Raw genomic sequence first — 19,475 nt, 5'->3', positions numbered from 1 at the left:
CATGTATAATACTTCTTTTCTTAAGAAAATTCTTTTAATAGCAACAGTTGCTGTATTTTATTCCTGTGATAAAGAATTCAATGCCATTGGCGATGATTTAATCGGGGATAATCATTTTGACTTAGACACAATTAGTTATAAAGTAAATACATATAATCAAAAAGTGACTCCTGTTGCTGCTAACAATTTACCCATAAATGCATTAGGTATATATAACAACCCTTTTTTTGGAGAAACAGTTGCGAACTTTAATACTCAGGTTGCTCTTGATAGCTATCCCCCTACATTTGGTGAAGGAGTAGTTATTGACAGTGTAACACTAAATATACCTTATTTTATAGATCCAACTAAGACTGTTGTTAAGACAGACGGCAGTTCAACCTACGAATTAGACTCAATTTATGGACCGGAAACCGGAAAAATTAAGTTAAGCGTTTACGAATCAGGTATTTTCCTAAACAATTATAATGCAAATAACTACGATATAAGTAAATTTTATAATACAGACAGAAATGAAAATTTTCAGACGCAGGCACAGGCATTGGGCTCAAGATTAAATGACTCAGGAAATTCTGTCGAAAACGACGGATTCTTTTTTAATTCTAAAGAAATAGTGGAAAAAACTCCTGCAGCAGGAACTACACCTGAATCCACAAAGAGAATCAAACCGGAAATGCGCCTGCATTTAAACAAAGACTTTTTTAAAACCAAAATATTTGGTGCACCCGCGGGAAAATTAGCTTCAGCAGAGGTATTTAAAAATTACTTTAAGGGATTATATTTCAAAGTAGAAAAATCAAATGCAAGTCCTAGCACCAGAATGGCCATGATGGATTTTAGGGGAGGAAAAATAAATATTTTTTATAAATCCGTAAAACCGTCAACGGCAGTTCCTCCTGTAGTAGAAATGGAGTCAAAAACTTTCGTTATCAATTTAGGAAATCCAACAAACACAACTAGCGTAAACACGGTAAGTCTTTTAGAAGAAGCAACCGCTTACACAAACAGTACAGCAGAAGACGATATACCAGACGAAAAACTATATTTAAAAGGAGGACAGGGATCAATGGCAGTAATTGAACTTTTTGACAAAACCGACGTGGGAAGATATGATGACGAAGGAATTTGGAGAACCGATCCTAACAGCGTATCTGATGAATTAGACGAAATTAGACATGTTAATAAAGATCAATTGCTGATAAACGAAGCTAATTTAGTATTTACAGTTGATTCTCAAACAATGGCTAATGCACCGCAACCAGGAAGAATCTATTTATATGATTTAGAAAATAATACTGTACTTGTCGATTATACTGCAGATCGTACAACGGCTATTAATGGTGATTCTAAAAAAAACAGAACTGTTTTTAATGGCATGATCAATATAGACCAAACAACAAAAATAGCTACTTACAAAATAAGAATCACAAATCATATTCGAAATATGATTAAAAATCCTGATGTAACTAATGTAAAATTAGGCCTGGTTGTAACTGAAAACATAGGTATTATAAATTCAAGCAGATTAGATCAAACGAGAATCAATTATAAAAGTTTTCTATCTGCTGTCCCGACTGCATCAGTAATGCATCCTTTAGGCACAGTGCTGTTTGGTGGCAACATACCTCAAGGTGATGTAAATTATTCTAAAAGGGTTAAACTTAAAATTTACTACACAAAACTAAAACCAAATTAAAAAATTAACATATGTGTGGAATTGTTGGATATATAGGTCACAGAGAGGCTTATCCTATAGTCATCAAAGGATTAAAGCGCCTCGAATACAGAGGATATGATAGTGCCGGCGTAATGTTATACGACCAGGAAAATATTAAACTTTGCAAAACAAAAGGAAAAGTTTCTGATCTTGAGGAAAAGGCAAAAGCAGATTTCACAACAAACGGAGTTATCGGAATTGGTCACACACGCTGGGCAACACACGGAATTCCGAATGATGTAAACTCTCATCCGCATCTTTCAAATTCTGGTGAATTGGTCATTATTCACAATGGAATTATTGAAAACTACGCTCCCCTTAAAGAAGAATTAATCAAAAGAGGTTATACTTTTAAATCAGATACAGATACTGAAGTTTTAGTAAATCTGATTGAAGAAGTTCAAAAAAAGGAAAACATAAAGCTTGGAAAAGCAGTTCAAATTGCTTTAAATCAGGTAATAGGCGCATACGCAATTGCTGTGTTTGATAAAAAAAACCCGGACGAAATTGTTGCTGCAAGATTAGGAAGCCCACTAGCGATAGGTGTTGGAGAAGATGAATTTTTTATTGCTTCTGATGCTTCACCTTTTATTGAATACACATCAAATGCTATTTATCTGGAAGATGGTGAAATGGCAAATATCAGACTACATAAGCCTCTTAAAGTTAGAAAAATAAAAGATGATTCATTAGTCGACCCTTACATTCAGGAACTACAGATGAATTTGGAGCAAATCGAAAAAGGAGGGTATGATCATTTCATGCTAAAAGAGATTTATGAGCAGCCAAATGTTATTAAAGACACCTACAGAGGAAGACTTCATGCAAATGAAGGAATTGTTCAGATGGCCGGCGTTGAAGATAATATTGAAAAATTCTTAAACGCTCAGCGAATTCTAATTGTGGCATGTGGAACATCATGGCATGCAGGTTTGGTTGCAGAGTATATTTTTGAGGAATTTACCCGCATACCTGTTGAAGTAGAATACGCTTCAGAATTTAGATACAGAAACCCAATTATCAATAAAAACGATGTTGTTATCGCTATTTCTCAATCTGGAGAAACTGCCGATACAATGGCTGCTATTAAATTAGCGAAAGAAAACGGTGCTTTTGTATTTGGCGTTTGCAATGTTGTGGGATCATCAATTTCAAGAGAAAGTCATGCAGGTGCTTACACACATGCAGGGCCTGAAATTGGAGTGGCTTCAACCAAAGCTTTCACAACACAAATTACAGTTTTAACAATGATTGCGTTAAGATTAGGAAAAGCTAAAGGAACCTTATCAAATACAGACTTTCATACTTTTTTACAAGAACTGGAAATAATTCCAGAAAAAGTCGCAGAAGCTTTGGAAACAAATGAAAGAGCCAAAGAAATTGCAGCTGCTTTTAAAGATGCTCCAAACTGTTTGTATTTAGGACGCGGATATAATTTCCCTGTTGCTCTTGAAGGCGCATTGAAACTAAAAGAGATATCTTACATTCACGCAGAAGGATATCCTGCAGCAGAAATGAAACATGGACCAATTGCTTTAATCGACGAACAAATGCCGGTTATTGTTATCGCTCCTAAACAAGGACATTATGATAAAATTGTAAGTAACATTCAGGAAATCAAATCCAGAAGCGGTAAAATTATAGCTGTAGTTACAAAAGGCGATACCCAAGTTCGTGAATTAGCAGATTATGTTATAGAAATTCCGGAAACATCGGATGCGTTGTCTCCATTAATTACTACAATCCCTTTACAGCTTTTATCTTATCACATTGCTGTTATGAGAGGCTGTAATGTTGACCAGCCACGTAATCTTGCCAAGTCGGTTACAGTAGAATAATAATTATGGTAAAAGCATAAATTAAAGCGGGATTTATATCTCGCTTTTTTTATTGATAAATATTTTTACTATTTGTGGAATTTTTAAGATAAATGCAGTTTTTTTCTTAAAATTATTATGTATGCATACTATTTTATTTCAATCTTACATATTTCTTGATTTAAATTTAATAAATACACCTGTGAAATAGTGAAAATAATATGTAAAAATATGATAAATATTAATTTTATTTAACGTTTTTTTATTAATATCAAAATTATTCGTATTTTGGCTATATAAACCAACCAAAAAACTAAAGATGAGAGCGTATTTACTAATTATGTTGTTTATCAGCGGATTATCTTTTTCGCAAAATACAATTACTGGTTCTGTTACAGACAGCAACAAACAATCTATTCCAGGAGCTAACATTGTTGTCGTTGGAAGTTCTAACGCAGCTTCAACCGACTTTGATGGTACTTTTAAATTAAATACAACCTCCAAGCCGCCTTTTACAATTAAAGTCTCAGCCGTAGGATTTGAAACTAAAACAATCAACATCACATCGGAAAACGAAAAAGTAAGCGTAACTTTAAATGAGGAAGAAACTAAACTTGACGAAATTGTAGTTTCAGCTTCCAGAACACCTGAAAGAGTTATTGAATCACCTGTTACTATTGAAAGAATGGGAATTCAGGAAATTAAAAATACAACTGCGGCAACATTCTATGACGGTCTTGAAAATTTAAAAGAAGTTAATTTTAACACGAGTAGTATTTCCTTTAAATCTGTAAATACAAGAGGTTTTGCTACTGTTGCCAACACTCGCTTTATGCAACTAGTAGACGGAATGGATAATTCTTCTCCAGCCCTAAACTTTGTTTTAGGGAACTTAATAGGCGTTTCCGATATTGATGTTGCAAATGTGGAACTTTTACCCGGTGCATCTTCAGCTCTTTACGGAGCAAATGCTTTTAACGGCATTATGTTCATGAACAGCAAAAGCCCTTTCACTAATGAAGGGATTAGTGTTTATTACAAATACGGACAAACAAGTCAGGACGCTGCAGGAACAAATGACTACAATGACTTTGGAATCAGAGCGGCAAAAGCATTCACAAAACACTTCGCAATGAAGGCAAACTTCTCCTACATAGAAGCTTCAGAATGGATTGCTGCAGACACCAGAAGCATGACTGGGGGTTCAATAGGTCATGCAATGAATCAAAATTACGATGGATTGAACATCTATGGTGATGAGGTTACTACTTCTATTCCGAATGTTGGACAGGTGAGCAGAACAGGTTACCGTGAGCAAGACTTAACAGACAACAAAGTTCAGAGTATGAAAGCGGACTTTAGTGCACATATTAAGCCTTGGGCAAATGATACAGAATTCATACTTCAATATAAGATTGGTACAGGAAGTACTATTTATCAGGGAGCAAACAGATACGCATTAAAAGATTTCTTAATGCAACAAGGTAAATTTGAAGTAAAAGGAAAAAACTTTTTTGCCAGAGTTTATTTCACCAGTGAAGACGCAGGAGATTCTTACGACATGAGATTTGCCGGCTGGAATATAAACAGAATGGCAAAATCAGATAAAAACTGGTTTACAGATTACGGAACCGCTTTTCAATTATCTTCTGCAGCACTTGGACTTAATGCAAATGATGCTGCTGTTTATGCACGAAATTTTGCAGATTACAATGTTTCTCCTGGTTTACCACTGGTCCCAAATACTGATCCGGCGAATCCAAGCGCTCCAAGACTGGCAAGATTCGAACCTGGGTCTGCAGAATTTATCAATGCGCTTACAACAGTAACTAATAATCCTGACCTTACTCAAGGTGCTAAATTTATTGATCATTCAAAATTATATCATTCAGATGTGAATTATAATTTCAAAGACATAATCAAATTTGCTGAAATTCAGGTCGGCGGCTCCTGGAGAAAATATGTTATGGATTCTGAAGGAACTATTTTTACAGATTATGACGGTCCAATTGAATATAAAGAATATGGCGCTTATGCACAATTGCAAAAAAAATGGCTAGATGACAGATTAAAGTTTACGGGATCCATACGTTATGATAAAAGTCAAAACTTTGATGGTAATCTTTCCCCTAGAATATCATTTGTATATTCAGCAGGAGAGTCTAAAAGTCATAATTTTAGAATTTCTTACCAGACAGGTTTCCGTAACCCTACTACACAAGATCAATACATTGGTTTAGATTTAGGACCATTTGCATTAATAGGTTCTGCTGCGGAGAACTTAGATCGTTTTCAGGAAACAGTAAATGTAAGTGCTTCGGGACAAGCGGTAGCAGGGCAACCTGCAACTCTTCCAATGTCCGGTCGTAAAGCTTATGAAAACGCTTACACTTTAGCTTCTGTTCAGGCATTTGCTGTTTCAGGAAATGTAACAGACCTTAAAGTAGCCAACGTTCAATTAGTTAAACCGGAACAGGTACAAGCATTTGAGGCAGGATATCGCACCGTTATTCAAAACGATTTGTCTGTCGATATTAATGGATATTATAATATCTATAATGATTTCATGAATACTTCAAGAGTAATCTCACCTTATTACGGAACAGCAGGAACTGGCACTGACCCTTCGGTCCTGTTAAGTTATCAGGCATTAGCATTTGGAGACAGAAGAGTATATCAGGTTTATACCAATACTACAGCACAAATTACATCTTTGGGTTTTGGAGTTGGTTTATCTAAAAAAGTCTATAAGGATTTTGAATTAGGAGCTAATTATAATTATGCTCAGTTTGATTTTGACCAATCAGAAGATCCAAGTTTTGTAGCAGGATTTAACACTCCAAAACACAGAATCAAAGCATCTTTTGGCAATGCAAAATTGACTAAAAATTTAGGATTTAATGTAAATGTAAGATGGAATACTGAATATTTATGGCAGTCGTCTTTTGGAGACGGAATGATTCCGGAAAATACAGTTCTGGATGCTCAGATTAATTATGGTATTCCGAAATTAAAATCTGTTATTAAAGTTGGAGCAACCAATCTTTTCGGAAAAGATTACCTTCAGGTAGTGGGTGCAGGTATGATTGGCCAGATGGTATTTGCTTCATGGACAATTAACCCTTAATTTGAAATTATCCGATCAACTACTTGTCTTTTCCTTGTTGTTTTAAAAACGACATAAGAGCTAATAATATTAAAAGTTAATAACATGAAAAAAAATATAAAATGGCTATTGTTGGTTTCTTTAACCATAATTGCGTGTAATAATGATGATAACAATAACACTCCTGAAGAAGTTCCTGTAACTCCGGGTTCTGCAGTGTTTACAAAATATGTAGCACTTGGAGATTCCTTTGCAGCAGGATACAGTGATAATGCTCTTTTTAAGAGAGGCCAGGAAGGTTCATATGTAAATGTTTTGGCACAGCAATTTGTTGCTGCCGGAGGTGGAACTTTTACAATACCTTATACAAATGATAACAAAGGAGGACTCTTATTAGCGGGTAATGTAATTGCAGGAACGCGTTTATACTTTAATGGTACAGCTCCCGTTCAGCTACCAGGAACTCCAACAACTGAAGTTACGGCACATCTCACAGGGGCGTTTAATAATATGGGAATTCCAGGAGCCAAAAGCTTTCATTTGGTTGCCGCAAATTACGGCAATGTTGCGGGTGTAGCTTCGGGAGCCGCAAATCCTTACTTCGCAAGATTTGCCAGTTCATCTTCAACAACAGTTTTGGCAGACGCAATAGCTCAGGCACCAACATTTTTTTCTCTTTTTATTGGAGGTAATGATGTTTTGAGTTATGCAACTTCGGGAGGAATTGGGAAAGATCAGACTGGTAATATGAATCCTGCAACTTACGGAAGTAATGACATTACAGATCCAACGGTATTTAAAACAGTTTATTCTGGTTTAGTTGCCGGTTTAACCGCAAATGGAGCAAAAGGCGTTGTTGCAAATTTGCCTTATATTACAAGTCTGCCATATTTTACAACCGTACCTTATAATCCGGCACCGCTTACAGAAACCTTGGCTGGACAGCTAAACGCAGGTTATGCTGCTTATAATGCAGGTTTAAAACAAATGGTTATAAATCAATTAATCTCTCAAGACGAGGCTACCCGCAGAACAATTACATTTAAAGCAGGTAATAATTCTGTAGTTGTAGTTGATAGTTACCTTACAAATCTTGCAGCATACGGGCTTCCATCTTATAGACAAGCAACTAAAGATGATTTGGTTGTTCTTTCTGCAAGAACATTTATAGGAACGACTGTTGGGGGAGATGCAACAAAAGTAAATGGCCTCTCTGTACCATTGGCAGATAATTGGGTATTAACAAAGGATGAAGTAGCAGAAGTTAAGAAAGCTACCGATGCTTACAATATTGCTATTAAAGCAATAGCTGATGAAAAAGGTTTAGCCTTTGTAGATACAGGATCTGTCTTGAAACAATTATCTAGTGGAGGTATTAAATTTGGAAACTTTACAATAACCTCTAATTATGTTACAGGTGGAGCTTTTTCTTTAGACGGAATTCACCCTAGTGCAAGAGGATATGCTTTAATTGCGAATATATTTGTAGATGCAATCAATACGAAATTCGGGGCAACATTGCGGCATGTTGATTTGTCAACATATCCAATTCAATATCCCGGCACATTACAATAAAGCCCATTTTTTTAATAGAAAAAGCCACTCGTTTTTATAACGCAGTGGTTTTTTTAGTAATCCTCAATTTTATATTATGAGATATTTCGGTGCCACGTTTTAATAGTATAACAAAAAACAAAGTATTTTTTATAAAAAAAATATTGATTTTATATTTTAAAAAATTATCTTTGCGCTCTGAAAAAAGAGGTATTTTCGATAAACCTAAATAGCTATTTAATAAACACATAAGTAATGTCAAAAGTAATAGGAAAAGTTGCTCAAATCATTGGACCAGTAGTTGACGTAGTTTTCAACGGTAAGGATGTTGAACTTCCAAAAATTTATGATTCGTTAGAAGTCACTAAAAAAGATGGAACGTTATTAGTTCTAGAAGTACAATCTCACATTGGTGAAAACACTGTTCGTACAATCTCTATGGATTCTACAGACGGTTTGTCAAGAGGATATGAAGTAGTTGGAACGGGAAATCCAATCCAAATGCCAATCGGTCCGGATGTATACGGAAGATTATTTAATGTTGTTGGAGATGCCATCGATGGTTTAGGTGAATTGCCTAAAACTGGAGAAAACGGTCTGCCAATTCACAGACAGGCTCCTAAATTTGAAGATTTATCAACTTCATCTGAAGTTTTATTTACTGGTATCAAAGTAATCGATTTGATCGAACCTTACGCAAAAGGAGGTAAAATTGGATTGTTTGGTGGTGCAGGTGTTGGTAAAACAGTATTGATTCAGGAGTTGATTAACAATATTGCAAAAGGTCACGGAGGTCTTTCAGTATTCGCAGGAGTAGGTGAAAGAACACGTGAAGGAAATGACTTGCTTCGTGAGATGTTAGAGTCAGGAATTATTAAGTATGGTGATGATTTCATGCACTCTATGGAAAATGGAGGATGGGATTTATCCAAGGTAGATATGCCAGGAATGAGAGAGTCTAAAGCTACTTTCGTTTTCGGACAAATGAATGAGCCACCTGGAGCTCGTGCACGTGTGGCACTTTCAGGATTATCTATCGCTGAGTATTTCCGTGATGGAGCTGGATCAGACCAGGGTAAAGATGTATTATTCTTCGTTGATAACATCTTCCGTTTTACACAGGCAGGTTCTGAAGTATCTGCACTTTTAGGACGTATGCCATCTGCTGTAGGTTACCAACCAACATTGGCAACTGAGATGGGTGCGATGCAAGAGCGTATTACATCTACAAACAAAGGATCTATTACATCTGTACAGGCGGTTTACGTTCCTGCGGATGACTTAACTGACCCGGCGCCGGCTACAACTTTCGCGCACTTAGATGCAACAACTGTATTGTCTCGTAAAATTGCTGAGTTAGGTATCTATCCTGCGGTTGACCCATTAGATTCTACTTCTAGAATCTTGACTCCACACATCTTAGGAGACGAGCACTACAACTGTGCACAAAGAGTAAAAGAAATTCTTCAAAAATACAAACAATTACAAGATATCATCGCGATTTTAGGTATGGAAGAGTTATCTGAAGAAGATAAGCTTTCTGTATCAAGAGCACGTCGTGTTCAGCGTTTCTTATCTCAGCCGTTCCACGTAGCAGAGCAATTTACAGGTATCCCGGGAGTTTTAGTAGATATCAAAGATACTATCAAAGGCTTCAACATGATTATCGATGGTGAATTAGATCACCTTCCGGAAGCTGCTTTCAACCTGAAAGGATCTATTCAGGATGCAATCGAAGCTGGAGAAAAAATGTTGGCAGAAGCGTAATTGGTTGTTAGTTGTTAGTTGTCAGTTGTTAAAAACAACGATCAACCATCAACGATCAACTATTAACTAAAAAATTATGATTTTAGAAATAGTATCACCAGAAGCAAAATTATTTTCAGGAGAAGTAACATCCGTTACATTACCTGGAGTTGACGGAAGCTTTCAAATATTGAATCATCACGCTCCTATTGTTTCTATTCTAGAAAAAGGAACTATTAAAATTGTAGCGCCAAGCTTCAGTTTTTCTAAAGAAGTTGCGGGTAAATTCACGAAAGTAAATGACCAGACTTATACTTTAAATATTCTGTCAGGTACTATCGAAATGAAAGACAACAAAATAATTGTTTTAGCAGACTAAGACAATTTCAAATAAATCTTAAAAAGCCAAGCATTAATGCTTGGCTTTTTTATTTTTTGGCAAATGAAAGAAAAACCAGAATTATTGAGCTTCATGATGCAACCGAGAAAGGAAATTTATATAGATCGAAAAAGGAAAGCTTAACTAAATTTAATTTTCAATTTCATAACTTTGCTTTTATGAAATTACCTGAAAATCTTATTCAAAAGCTTGAAACCCGAAAGCAAAACAACGCATTAAGACAATTACCCAGTTTTAACAACCGTGTTGATTTCTCTTCAAACGATTATATCGGATTTTCAAGGTCTGAAACTATTTTCAAACAGGCGCACCATTATTTGATTGAAAATGATATAGTTCAGAATGGAGCTACAGGTTCAAGACTCCTTTCCGGCAATCATTATTTATATCAAATAACAGAGACACTTATAAAAGAATTTCATGAGGCAGAATCCGCTTTAATTTTTAATTCAGGTTATGATGCCAATGCTGGTTTTTTTAGTGCTGTACCGCAGCGAAATGATGTTATTTTATATGATGAATTAAGTCATGCTTCAATTCGGGATGGGATTTCTATGTCGAATGCTAAATCTTTTAAATTTAATCATAACGATTTTGAAGATTTAGAAAGGTTAATCTTAAAATTCCCTAACACCAATATCTATATAGTTACTGAAACCGTTTTTTCAATGGACGGAGACAGCCCAAATCTGGAAGAATTAGTCTTACTTTCAGAAAAACATAATTGCTATTTAGTTGTTGATGAAGCTCATACTCTTGGCGTATTTGGCGAAAAAGGCGAAGGATTAATTCAATACTTAAACTTGCATGATAGAATTTTTGCACGAATAATGACTTTCGGAAAAGGTCTTGGATGTCACGGCGCAGTGGTTTTAGGAAGTACTGAACTTAATGAATACCTCGTGAACTTTGCCAGAAGTTTTATTTATACTACGGGATTGTCTCCGCATTCTGTCGCTACAATTTTAGTAGCTTATCAGCATTTAGCAATTGAAAAAGAAAACATTGATAAGCTTCGTGTAAAGATTATATTCTTCAATCAGCGGAAAAATTTACTGGGTTTAAAACCGATGTTTGTCCGAAGTAAATCGGCTATTCAATCAGCAATTATTCCAGGTAACGAAAATGTAAAACACATAGCCCAACAATTACAGGACAAAGGTTTTGATGTAAAACCAATACTTTCTCCAACTGTTCCGGAAGGTCAGGAACGTTTGCGTTTTTGCATTCACAGCTATAATACAGAAGAAGAAATCAATCAGATTTTGGAATTTCTTAGAGATTTGATTTTCCAAGTTTGATTATTTCAAAGAGATACAAAAATATAGTCACCAAGAATAACTAAAGAATTTTCCGAACATTTGTGCATTTTCTTTATGCATGCAGAATTATATTTTTTCTTCTCGCAGCACCTGAATTATCTCACTTTTCAAAAAAAATTTATTTTTTGTAACGTTTTGAATCTTTGGTTACTTACAAGTCGTAATCAAATAAATCAGGAAATTATGAAAACGCAATCCTCTTTCTCAAAACAAAATATTTACAAGTGTATCTTATTTGCATTAGCAGGATTTTTATTCGCTTTGCTATGCAAGATCCTACTAAAACTTATTAGTATCACTTTTATAGTTATCATGGTATGTTTAGTTTTAGGAACAATTGCTTCCTGGCAGCGAAACAAATTGAGCAAATAACCAAAGAGTTTCAATCATCAAATCAATTAATCAAACCTTTATCAATCAAATCATGAAAAATTTTATCAAATTAACAGCAGTAATATTATTGTTCTTTAGCGCAGCAGTTCAGGCCCAAAAAGAATCTCCAAAATTAGAAAACTCCTTATTATGGGAAGTTTCAGGAAACGGATTATCAAAGCCTTCTTATCTATATGGAACCATTCATATGATTTGCGGATCAGATTATTTTCTTTCGGACAAAACAAAGAAAGCATTTGAGACCTCAGAAAAATTAGTCCTCGAAATCAACATGTCTGATCCAAAAGAAATGACTGATATGCAGCAAATAGCAATGGGAAAAGAGCCTCTAAGTAAAACACTGAGCCCGGAGAATTTATCCAAATTAGATAATATCCTAAAAAACAACGGAATGACCATTCAACAGTTAGATAACTTTAAATTATTCACCATTATGAGCCTGATTTCTATGAAATCTTTCGGATGCAATGATTTGAAATTTTATGAAATGAATTTTATTGAAATCGCAAATCAACGAAAACTTCCAATTATTGGACTGGAAACAGTAAATTCACAAATGGAAGCATTCGCAAAAAGTTACACAGATACTGAAATGATTGATGCATTAAAAGAATCCAGTAAAGAAGAAACCGCTAAACTTGTATCTCAATACAAAGAGGAAAATATTGCTGCGATATATGATGCATTTAGCGAAAATAAGTCTATGAGTAAAAAAACAAAAGAAATTATCCTGGACAACAGAAATGAAAACTGGATTGACCAACTACCGAATTTAATGAAAAACGAAAGTTTATTTATCGCAGTAGGTTCAGCACATTTAGCAGGACAATCAGGAGTAATCAATTTGTTAAGAAAAGCCGGTTATACCGTAAAAGCAATAATGAAATAGCATTATTTTGAAAGAAAAGGAGAAAGAGTTTTTAAACCGGATAGAAAAGCACAAGGGAATTCTGTACAAAGCTTCAAAGATGTACATGGACAACCCTGATGATCAGCAGGATCTTTTTCAGGAAATTGTCTGTCAGCTTTGGAAATCGTATGATACGTTTAGAAATGAAAGTCAGTTTTCGACCTGGATGTATCGGGTAGCCGTGAATACAGCAATCGTTTTTCTTAGAAAAGAGAAACGAAAAGCAGATAAATACGAAATTGCTTCAGAAGACATAAAAGATGATGAGGGAGATGGACATATAAAAGAAAATCAGCTGGATCATTTTTATAAAGCAGTTCAAAAACTCGAAAAAATAGATAAAGCAATTATTTTCTATCAATTGGAAGGCTTCTCCCACAGAGAAATTGGAGAAAATCTGGGAATCTCTGAAGGAAATGCCAGAGTAAAATTAAACAGAGCAAAAGAAAAATTAAAAGAAATTATAAAAAATCAAGGTTATGGACTTTAACGACATACAAAACGCGTGGAATAACGAAAAGGCACAGAATGTCGTTCTTCCTGGCAATTTAGAAAAAATAAATGCAGCAAATACACCTTTGGATAAGATCAGAAAAAATTTGAAGAATGAGCTTATTATGCAATCAGTTACTGTGCTATTAATAGGATTTACACCATATGTTTATCATTTCGCAGAAAAATGGATCCTACCCTTTTACCTCATGTTCAGCATATTTGTTGCTGTATGCGTATACTACCTGGTGAAATTGTATGTTTTTTACAAAAGACTTAACAAGATTACTTTAAAAACAAAAGACAGCCTGTATGAAACGTATTTTGACATAAGGCTTAATATGGAATTGTACAAAACATTCGGATTTGCTCTAACGCCTTTTATCGTTTTATTTTTAGTTGGTTTTTTATATCATGATTTTTCAAAAACATCTGGTTTTCAAATAACTGATTTTAGTAGTACCCAGCTGATTAGTGTTTTTATTTCAGTTATATTTTCGATCTTATTCATGGGATTGTCTTTAGAATGGTGGGTGCAGTATTTTTACGGAAAACATGCCAAAGAAATAAAGAAAGTTATTGACGAATTAAAAGAAGAATAAATTACAGGCCCATCAATTACGATGGGTTTTCTTTTTATTGGTATTTTTGTTACACAATAAATATTACAATGAAAATATTCATAACAGGAATTTCAACAGATGTAGGCAAAACAATCGCTTCTTCAATTGTAGTTGAAGCTTTAGAAGCCGATTACTGGAAACCCGTTCAGGCCGGTGATCTTGACAATTCAGATACTCATAAAGTAAAATCCCGAATTTCAAATTCCAAATCTCAATTTTATTCAAATGCTTATGAATTAAACACCCCTGCAAGCCCTCATCTGGCAGCAGAAATAGATGGAATTACGATTGATTTAAAAGGAATTCAGGAGCCAAATACCTACAACCATTTAGTGATTGAAGGAGCCGGTGGTATTTTTGTTCCGCTAAACGAAAAAGATACGATTGCTGATTTGATTCAGCCCGACTACAAAGTAATTATAGTTTCAAGACATTATCTCGGAAGTATTAATCATACTTTATTGACCATTGAAGCAATTCAAAATAGAGGTTTTCAGGTTTCAGGAATTATCTTTAGCGGAAGCGAAAACAAATCGACCGAAAGTCTGATTCTTAATAAAACCGGAATAAAATGCATCGGGAGAATTGATGAAGAACCCTATTTTGATCAAAATGTAATTAAGGAATACGCCGATCTGTTTCGGGAAAATCTATTGGCAATGTAAAATGTGATTTGTAAAAAGTAAAATGACGACATCTTGCATTCGACATCGATTAAATTAACTTGTGAAATGTAATTTGCAAAAAGTAAAAGTATCCATCTCACATCTAACAAAAAACATTTCACAAACATGACTTTACAGGAAAAAGACAGCCAATATCTCTGGCATCCTTATACACAACACAAGACTTCAAAAACCCCAATAGCTATTTCAAGAGGCGAAGGTGCTTTGCTTTGGGACGAAAACAATAAAGAATACATTGACGCAATCGCCTCGTGGTGGGTAAATCCATTTGGACACAGCAACAAATTTATTGCCGATGCGATTTATAAACAACTCACAACTTTAGAACACGTTTTGTTTGGTGGTTTTACACATGAACCCGCCATAAAAGTTGCTGAAAAGTTAATAGAAATTTTGCCTGAGAACCAACAAAAAATTTTTTTTTCAGACAATGGTTCAACCGCCGTTGAAGTTGCCATTAAAGTAGCATTACAGTATTTCTTCAATAAAGGCGAAAAACGAACAACTATAATCGCTTTTGAAAATGCTTTTCACGGTGATACTTTTGCGGCGATGGCAGCAAGCGGAATCTCTTTCTACACTCAGGCTTTTCAGGGAATGTTTATAGACGTTGTCCGGATTCCGGTTCCGGTAAAAGGCGAGGAACAAGTTAGTTTTGATTCTTTGAAAAAGGTAATTCAAAATCATAATTGTGCCGGATTTATTTTTGAACCTCTCGTTCAGGGAGCAGCCGGAATGGTTATGTACGAATCTGAGTCACTGGCAAAACTAATTGCAATCTGCAAAGAAAATAACGTTTTGACCATTGCCGATGAAGTCATGACAGGTTTCGGAAAAACCGGAAAAACTTTTGCAATGAATTATGTTTCTGAAGTTCCGGATATGATGTGTCTCTCAAAAGCTTTAACCGGCGGAACAATCCCAATGGCGATTACGACTTTTACGCAGGACATTTTTGATGCATTTTATGATGACGACATCAATAAAGCCTTATTTCATGGACATACTTTTACCGCAAATCCAACGGGTTGTGCAGCAGCTTTGGCGAGCATTGATTTGCTTCAAACCGACGAAATGCAGGCTAATATTCGAAGAATCAATAAAAGCCATTTACAATTTCAAAAGAAAATCGAAAGCCATCCAAAAGTAATTACAGCCAGAACATTGGGAGTCATTTTTGCAGTTGAAATTAAATCCAATACTGAAGAAAGCTATTACGGTTCCATGCGCACCAAATTGTACAATTTCTTTATTGAAAATGGTATTGTTTTACGTCCGGTTGGGAATATTGTCTATATTTTACCTCCATACATTATGACAGACGAACAGCTTCAAAAAGTGTATAAAACCATTGAAGAAGCCATTGAAATGGTTTAATTTTTTACTATATAAGCTATATAAGTTTATTTAAATACTAAACCTTGCGAACTTTGCTAAAACTTTGCGAACTTTGCGGTTAAATAAAAAAAGTTGAATAATAAAATCTCCATAACAGCATTTTCCTCTATTTCTCCATTAGGAAATAATCCCGAAGAAGTCTGGAAAAAATACCTTAACGATCAGCATTGTTTTTCACAGCAATTTTTAGATCAACAGGAAACTTCAGTAGCAGCACTTGAAGCTGATTCCAAACAAATTATTGATGAAGTGCGTGAGTCAGATTCTAAATATAAGTTTTTAGATGATTCTGTTTTGTTTGCCATAGCAGCTTCGCGAAAAGCCATTGAGCAGGCAGGCTGGAATAAAAATGATGTATTTGGAATTAATATAGGTTCTTCTCGCGGTGCAACTGATTTATTCGAAAAACATTACAAAGAATATATTGATACCGGAAAAGCCCAGACACTCGCTTCTCCTACGACTACCCTGGGAAATATCTCTTCCTGGATAGCCCATGATTTACAAAGTACTGGTCCTGAAATTTCACATTCTATTACCTGTTCTACGGCGCTTCATGCTATTTTAAATGGCGTTGCATGGCTAAAGTCCGGAATGGCTGATAAGTTTTTAGTCGGCGGAAGTGAAGCTCCTCTAACCGATTTTACGATTGCCCAGATGCGTGCTTTGAAAATCTATTCGCGTATTGATCAGACGAAAGACTCGTGGCCCAATCTGGCTTTTGATTTTGAGAAAACACAAAATACGATGATTTTAGGTGAAGCAGCGGGGATTTGCTGCCTGGAAGCAGGTGATACACCCAATGCGATAGCCTATATAACCGGGGTTGGATACGCAACTGAAATTCTGGAACATAATATTTCGATATCTGCAGAAGCAGACTGTTTTCAAAAATCGATGAAAATGGCTTTAAAAGAAGAAAATTTAGAAGATATCGATGTTATAGTTATGCATGCACCCGGAACCATAAAAGGCGATTTAACCGAACTGCGTGCGATCGAAAAAGTCTTCGGAGTAAATGTACCATTGCTGACTACCAACAAATGGAAAATCGGCCACACTTTTGGAGCTTCAGGAATATTGAGTTTAGAATTGGCTCTTTTGATGATCCAGTACGATAAGTTTATCGATGTTCCTTTTGCAAAAGCTCAAAATCAAACCAAAACCATAAAAAAGGTGTTAATCAATGCCGTCGGTTTTGGAGGTAATGCTGTAAGTATTTTAATTGAAAAAGCATAATTTATAAAACATATCAATAAAAAAGGCTCAAAGTTTTTAAACTCTGAGCCTTTTTCAATTTTATAATTTCAGCTTAGTTGATGCTGTTCAGCATGTCAGCGATTTCATCTAATCTTGGCGTTAAGATAATTTCAATTCGACGGTTTTTAGCTTTTCCTTCAGGAGTTGCATTGCTTGCCAAAGGAGAAAATTCACTACGACCCGCAGCTGTTAATTTTTGCTTGTTGATTTTAGCATTTTCACTTAAAATTGCTACGATTGCAGTTGCTCTTTTAGTCGATAAATCCCAGTTATTGGCGATTGGTCCTGAACCTGCGTACGGATCATCATCAGTATGTCCCTCAATTAGAACAGAAAGATCAGGATTGTCTCCCAATACTTTTCCTAATTCTACAACAGCTTTTCTACCCTCAGAACCCACTGCCCAGCTCCCAGAATTGAAAAGTAATTTGTTTTCCATAGAAACATATACTTTTCCGTTTTTCTGCTCTACTGTCAAACCTTTTCCTTCAAAACCGTTCAGGGCTTTAGATAAAGTTTCTTTTAACTTTCTCATTGCCTCTTCTTTTGCGGCAATCATGGCTTCCAGTTCATTCAGACGACTTGCTGTTTTATCTAAACGGGCTTGTTCTTCAGCTAATTTTTTTGATTTTGCTTCTAATTCAGCCAGCAAATCACGGTTTTTATTCATATTTTTCTCAAGAGCGTCATTGCTATTTTTCTCAAGGGCGTTATAAGAATCCTGAAGTACTTTATACTTTTTTTGTTCAGCAGCAAGATCCGCTTTTTGTTTGGCAAGATCATCTTTTGTGCTCGCTAAATCTTTAGTCAATTTATCACGCTCTAATTCTAACTGGTTTTTTGCAGTTTTTAAACCTGCATTTTCATCAGCAATAGAACGGTTTTCTTTTTTAAGATCTGAATATTTTGTTTCCAGGTCATTGTAGATTTTTTTGGAAACACAAGACGTTGAAAGTGCCAGAACAAGCAGTCCAAGTGAGGCTTTTTTAATCATTTTTATGGTATTTTATAATTAGGTTATTATTCTTTTTTAAAATTCTTGTTACCGTGAAGCCCTAGCCCTGATTGTAACGAAAATCCTTTGTGTTTTTTCTTTAAAAACACAAAGATTGCAGTGGAAAGCAGGAAACAGCTCCTAACTTTTAGCCTTAAAGCCTTCGACTACGCTCAGGATGACAATTATTTTGACTTAGAGCCGGACTTTGTTTAACAATAACAGTACCAAAATTACTCAATCTCGACTAAAACCGGACAATGATCTGAATGTATAGCATCTGGAAGAATAACGGCACGTTTTAGACGGTGCTCCAAAGGCTGGCTTACCAGATTGTAATCGATACGCCATCCTTTATTATTTCCTCTGGCTCCTGCACGATAGCTCCACCAAGTATAATGATGCGGATCTTTATTGAAATGACGAAAACTGTCGATAAAACCGGTTTTCATAAATGCGTCAAGCCATGCGCGTTCCTGAGGTAAAAATCCGGAAACAGTTTTGTTGCGAACCGGGTCATGAATATCGATTGCTTCGTGACAGATATTATAATCTCCACAAATAATAATGTTCGGGATGGTTAATCGCAACTCATTTATATAGTTTTGAAAATCATCCATATACATGAATTTATGGTCTAATCTTTCGATATTTGTTCCAGATGGAAGATACAGACTCATTACAGAAACATCATCAAAATCGGCGCGAAGGTTACGGCCTTCAAAATCCATATGATGGATTCCGGTTCCGTAAACAACCTGATTCGGTTCAATTTTAGATAAAATGGCTACACCGCTATAACCTTTTTTGGTGGCCGGATAATAATATTGATACGGATATCCTGCAGCGGTAATTTCCTCTGTGGGAATTTGTTCCTGTGTAGCCTTAATTTCCTGAAGACAAATTACATCAGGATTCGCCTGCTGAAGCCAGCTAATAAAGCCTTTTGAAATAGCAGCGCGTATTCCGTTTACGTTATAAGAAATAATTTTCATTGGATTTTTTTAGAATTTCAAAAGTAATAAAAATGCGGAAAGTTTACATAACAAACGCTAAA

General features: G+C 35.4%; 15 protein-coding genes. 13 read left to right on the top strand and 2 right to left on the bottom strand.

The features are described 5' to 3' along the window. The first annotated feature begins 1 nt into the window (after position 1). From bamH to GXM16_RS20350, 13 genes are all read left to right on the top strand, one after another. Complete coding sequence (gene bamH / locus GXM16_RS20410; protein WP_163396346.1) at positions 2-1,696, top strand: BamH family beta-barrel-assembly machinery protein; 1,695 nt, start codon at positions 2-4, stop codon at positions 1,694-1,696. 11 nt (positions 1,697-1,707) lie between these two features. Next, positions 1,708-3,555: a glutamine--fructose-6-phosphate transaminase (isomerizing) gene (gene glmS, locus GXM16_RS20405; protein WP_163396345.1), complete on the top strand. Its 1,848-nt coding sequence runs from the start codon at positions 1,708-1,710 to the stop codon at positions 3,553-3,555. 298 nt (positions 3,556-3,853) lie between these two features. Then, positions 3,854-6,661 (top strand): TonB-dependent receptor, encoded by a 2,808-nt coding sequence (locus tag GXM16_RS20400; protein ID WP_163396344.1) that lies wholly within the window; start codon positions 3,854-3,856, stop codon positions 6,659-6,661. Positions 6,662-6,745: 84 nt separating this feature from the next. Next, positions 6,746-8,215, top strand: a complete 1,470-nt coding sequence (locus GXM16_RS20395) for an SGNH/GDSL hydrolase family protein (RefSeq protein ID WP_163396343.1) — start codon at positions 6,746-6,748, stop codon at positions 8,213-8,215. A 234-nt stretch (positions 8,216-8,449) separates the two neighbouring features. Next, positions 8,450-9,961: a F0F1 ATP synthase subunit beta gene (atpD, locus tag GXM16_RS20390; RefSeq protein ID WP_163396342.1), complete on the top strand. Its 1,512-nt coding sequence runs from the start codon at positions 8,450-8,452 to the stop codon at positions 9,959-9,961. 76 nt (positions 9,962-10,037) lie between these two features. Next, on the top strand, positions 10,038-10,319 hold the full coding sequence (locus GXM16_RS20385; RefSeq protein WP_163396341.1) for a F0F1 ATP synthase subunit delta/epsilon: 282 nt from the start codon (positions 10,038-10,040) through the stop codon (positions 10,317-10,319). Positions 10,320-10,498: 179 nt separating this feature from the next. Next, positions 10,499-11,641 carry an aminotransferase class I/II-fold pyridoxal phosphate-dependent enzyme gene (locus tag GXM16_RS20380; protein WP_163396340.1) on the top strand — a complete coding sequence of 381 codons (1,143 nt, stop codon included), beginning with the start codon at positions 10,499-10,501 and terminating at the stop codon, positions 11,639-11,641. Between the two features lie 445 nt (positions 11,642-12,086). Next, positions 12,087-12,944 carry a TraB/GumN family protein gene (locus tag GXM16_RS20375; protein WP_163396339.1) on the top strand — a complete coding sequence of 286 codons (858 nt, stop codon included), beginning with the start codon at positions 12,087-12,089 and terminating at the stop codon, positions 12,942-12,944. 7 nt (positions 12,945-12,951) lie between these two features. Then, positions 12,952-13,455, top strand: coding sequence for an RNA polymerase sigma factor (locus GXM16_RS20370; protein WP_163396338.1), 504 nt, complete (start codon positions 12,952-12,954; stop codon positions 13,453-13,455). Continuing rightward, positions 13,445-14,059: a hypothetical protein gene (locus tag GXM16_RS20365; protein WP_163396337.1), complete on the top strand. Its 615-nt coding sequence runs from the start codon at positions 13,445-13,447 to the stop codon at positions 14,057-14,059. Before GXM16_RS20370 ends, GXM16_RS20365 begins: the two co-directional genes overlap by 11 nt. A gap of 68 nt (positions 14,060-14,127) precedes the next feature. Continuing rightward, complete coding sequence (bioD, locus tag GXM16_RS20360; RefSeq protein ID WP_163396336.1) at positions 14,128-14,745, top strand: dethiobiotin synthase; 618 nt, start codon at positions 14,128-14,130, stop codon at positions 14,743-14,745. A 126-nt stretch (positions 14,746-14,871) separates the two neighbouring features. After that, positions 14,872-16,143, top strand: coding sequence for an adenosylmethionine--8-amino-7-oxononanoate transaminase (gene bioA / locus GXM16_RS20355; RefSeq protein ID WP_163396335.1), 1,272 nt, complete (start codon positions 14,872-14,874; stop codon positions 16,141-16,143). A gap of 93 nt (positions 16,144-16,236) precedes the next feature. Then, entirely contained in the window at positions 16,237-17,403 is a 1,167-nt protein-coding gene (locus GXM16_RS20350; RefSeq protein ID WP_163396334.1) for a beta-ketoacyl synthase N-terminal-like domain-containing protein, read from the top strand. Between the two features lie 73 nt (positions 17,404-17,476). Here GXM16_RS20350 and GXM16_RS20345 read toward each other — a convergent pair whose 3' ends face one another. Both GXM16_RS20345 and GXM16_RS20340 read right to left on the bottom strand, forming a co-directional pair. Further along, positions 17,477-18,418, bottom strand: coding sequence for an OmpA family protein (locus GXM16_RS20345; protein ID WP_163396333.1), 942 nt, complete (start codon positions 18,416-18,418; stop codon positions 17,477-17,479). Positions 18,419-18,651: 233 nt separating this feature from the next. Continuing rightward, positions 18,652-19,413 (bottom strand): exodeoxyribonuclease III, encoded by a 762-nt coding sequence (locus GXM16_RS20340; protein ID WP_163396332.1) that lies wholly within the window; start codon positions 19,411-19,413, stop codon positions 18,652-18,654. Positions 19,414-19,475 lie beyond the last annotated feature (62 nt).

This window comes from Flavobacterium limi, assembly GCF_010645075.1.
Taxonomy (GTDB): Bacteria; Bacteroidota; Bacteroidia; order Flavobacteriales; family Flavobacteriaceae; genus Flavobacterium; species Flavobacterium limi.
Note: the sequence above shows the minus strand (reverse complement) of the source record. Positions and strands in the feature narration are given on the sequence as shown.

Bases quoted from the DNA above. Each gene is read 5' to 3' on its own strand.
- atpD (WP_163396342.1), top strand. From the start codon at position 8,450: ATGTCAAAAGTAATAGGAAAAGTTGCTCAAATCATTGGACCAGTAGTT.
- GXM16_RS20380 (WP_163396340.1), top strand. From the start codon at position 10,499: ATGAAATTACCTGAAAATCTTATTCAAAAGCTTGAAACCCGAAAGCAA.
- GXM16_RS20385 (WP_163396341.1), top strand. From the start codon at position 10,038: ATGATTTTAGAAATAGTATCACCAGAAGCAAAATTATTTTCAGGAGAA.
- GXM16_RS20395 (WP_163396343.1), top strand. From the start codon at position 6,746: ATGAAAAAAAATATAAAATGGCTATTGTTGGTTTCTTTAACCATAATT.
- GXM16_RS20400 (WP_163396344.1), top strand. From the start codon at position 3,854: ATGAGAGCGTATTTACTAATTATGTTGTTTATCAGCGGATTATCTTTT.
- glmS (WP_163396345.1), top strand. From the start codon at position 1,708: ATGTGTGGAATTGTTGGATATATAGGTCACAGAGAGGCTTATCCTATA.
- bioD (WP_163396336.1), top strand. From the start codon at position 14,128: ATGAAAATATTCATAACAGGAATTTCAACAGATGTAGGCAAAACAATC.
- GXM16_RS20365 (WP_163396337.1), top strand. From the start codon at position 13,445: ATGGACTTTAACGACATACAAAACGCGTGGAATAACGAAAAGGCACAG.
- GXM16_RS20375 (WP_163396339.1), top strand. From the start codon at position 12,087: ATGAAAAATTTTATCAAATTAACAGCAGTAATATTATTGTTCTTTAGC.
- GXM16_RS20340 (WP_163396332.1), bottom strand. From the start codon at position 19,413: ATGAAAATTATTTCTTATAACGTAAACGGAATACGCGCTGCTATTTCA.
- GXM16_RS20345 (WP_163396333.1), bottom strand. From the start codon at position 18,418: ATGATTAAAAAAGCCTCACTTGGACTGCTTGTTCTGGCACTTTCAACG.
- bioA (WP_163396335.1), top strand. From the start codon at position 14,872: ATGACTTTACAGGAAAAAGACAGCCAATATCTCTGGCATCCTTATACA.
- bamH (WP_163396346.1), top strand. From the start codon at position 2: ATGTATAATACTTCTTTTCTTAAGAAAATTCTTTTAATAGCAACAGTT.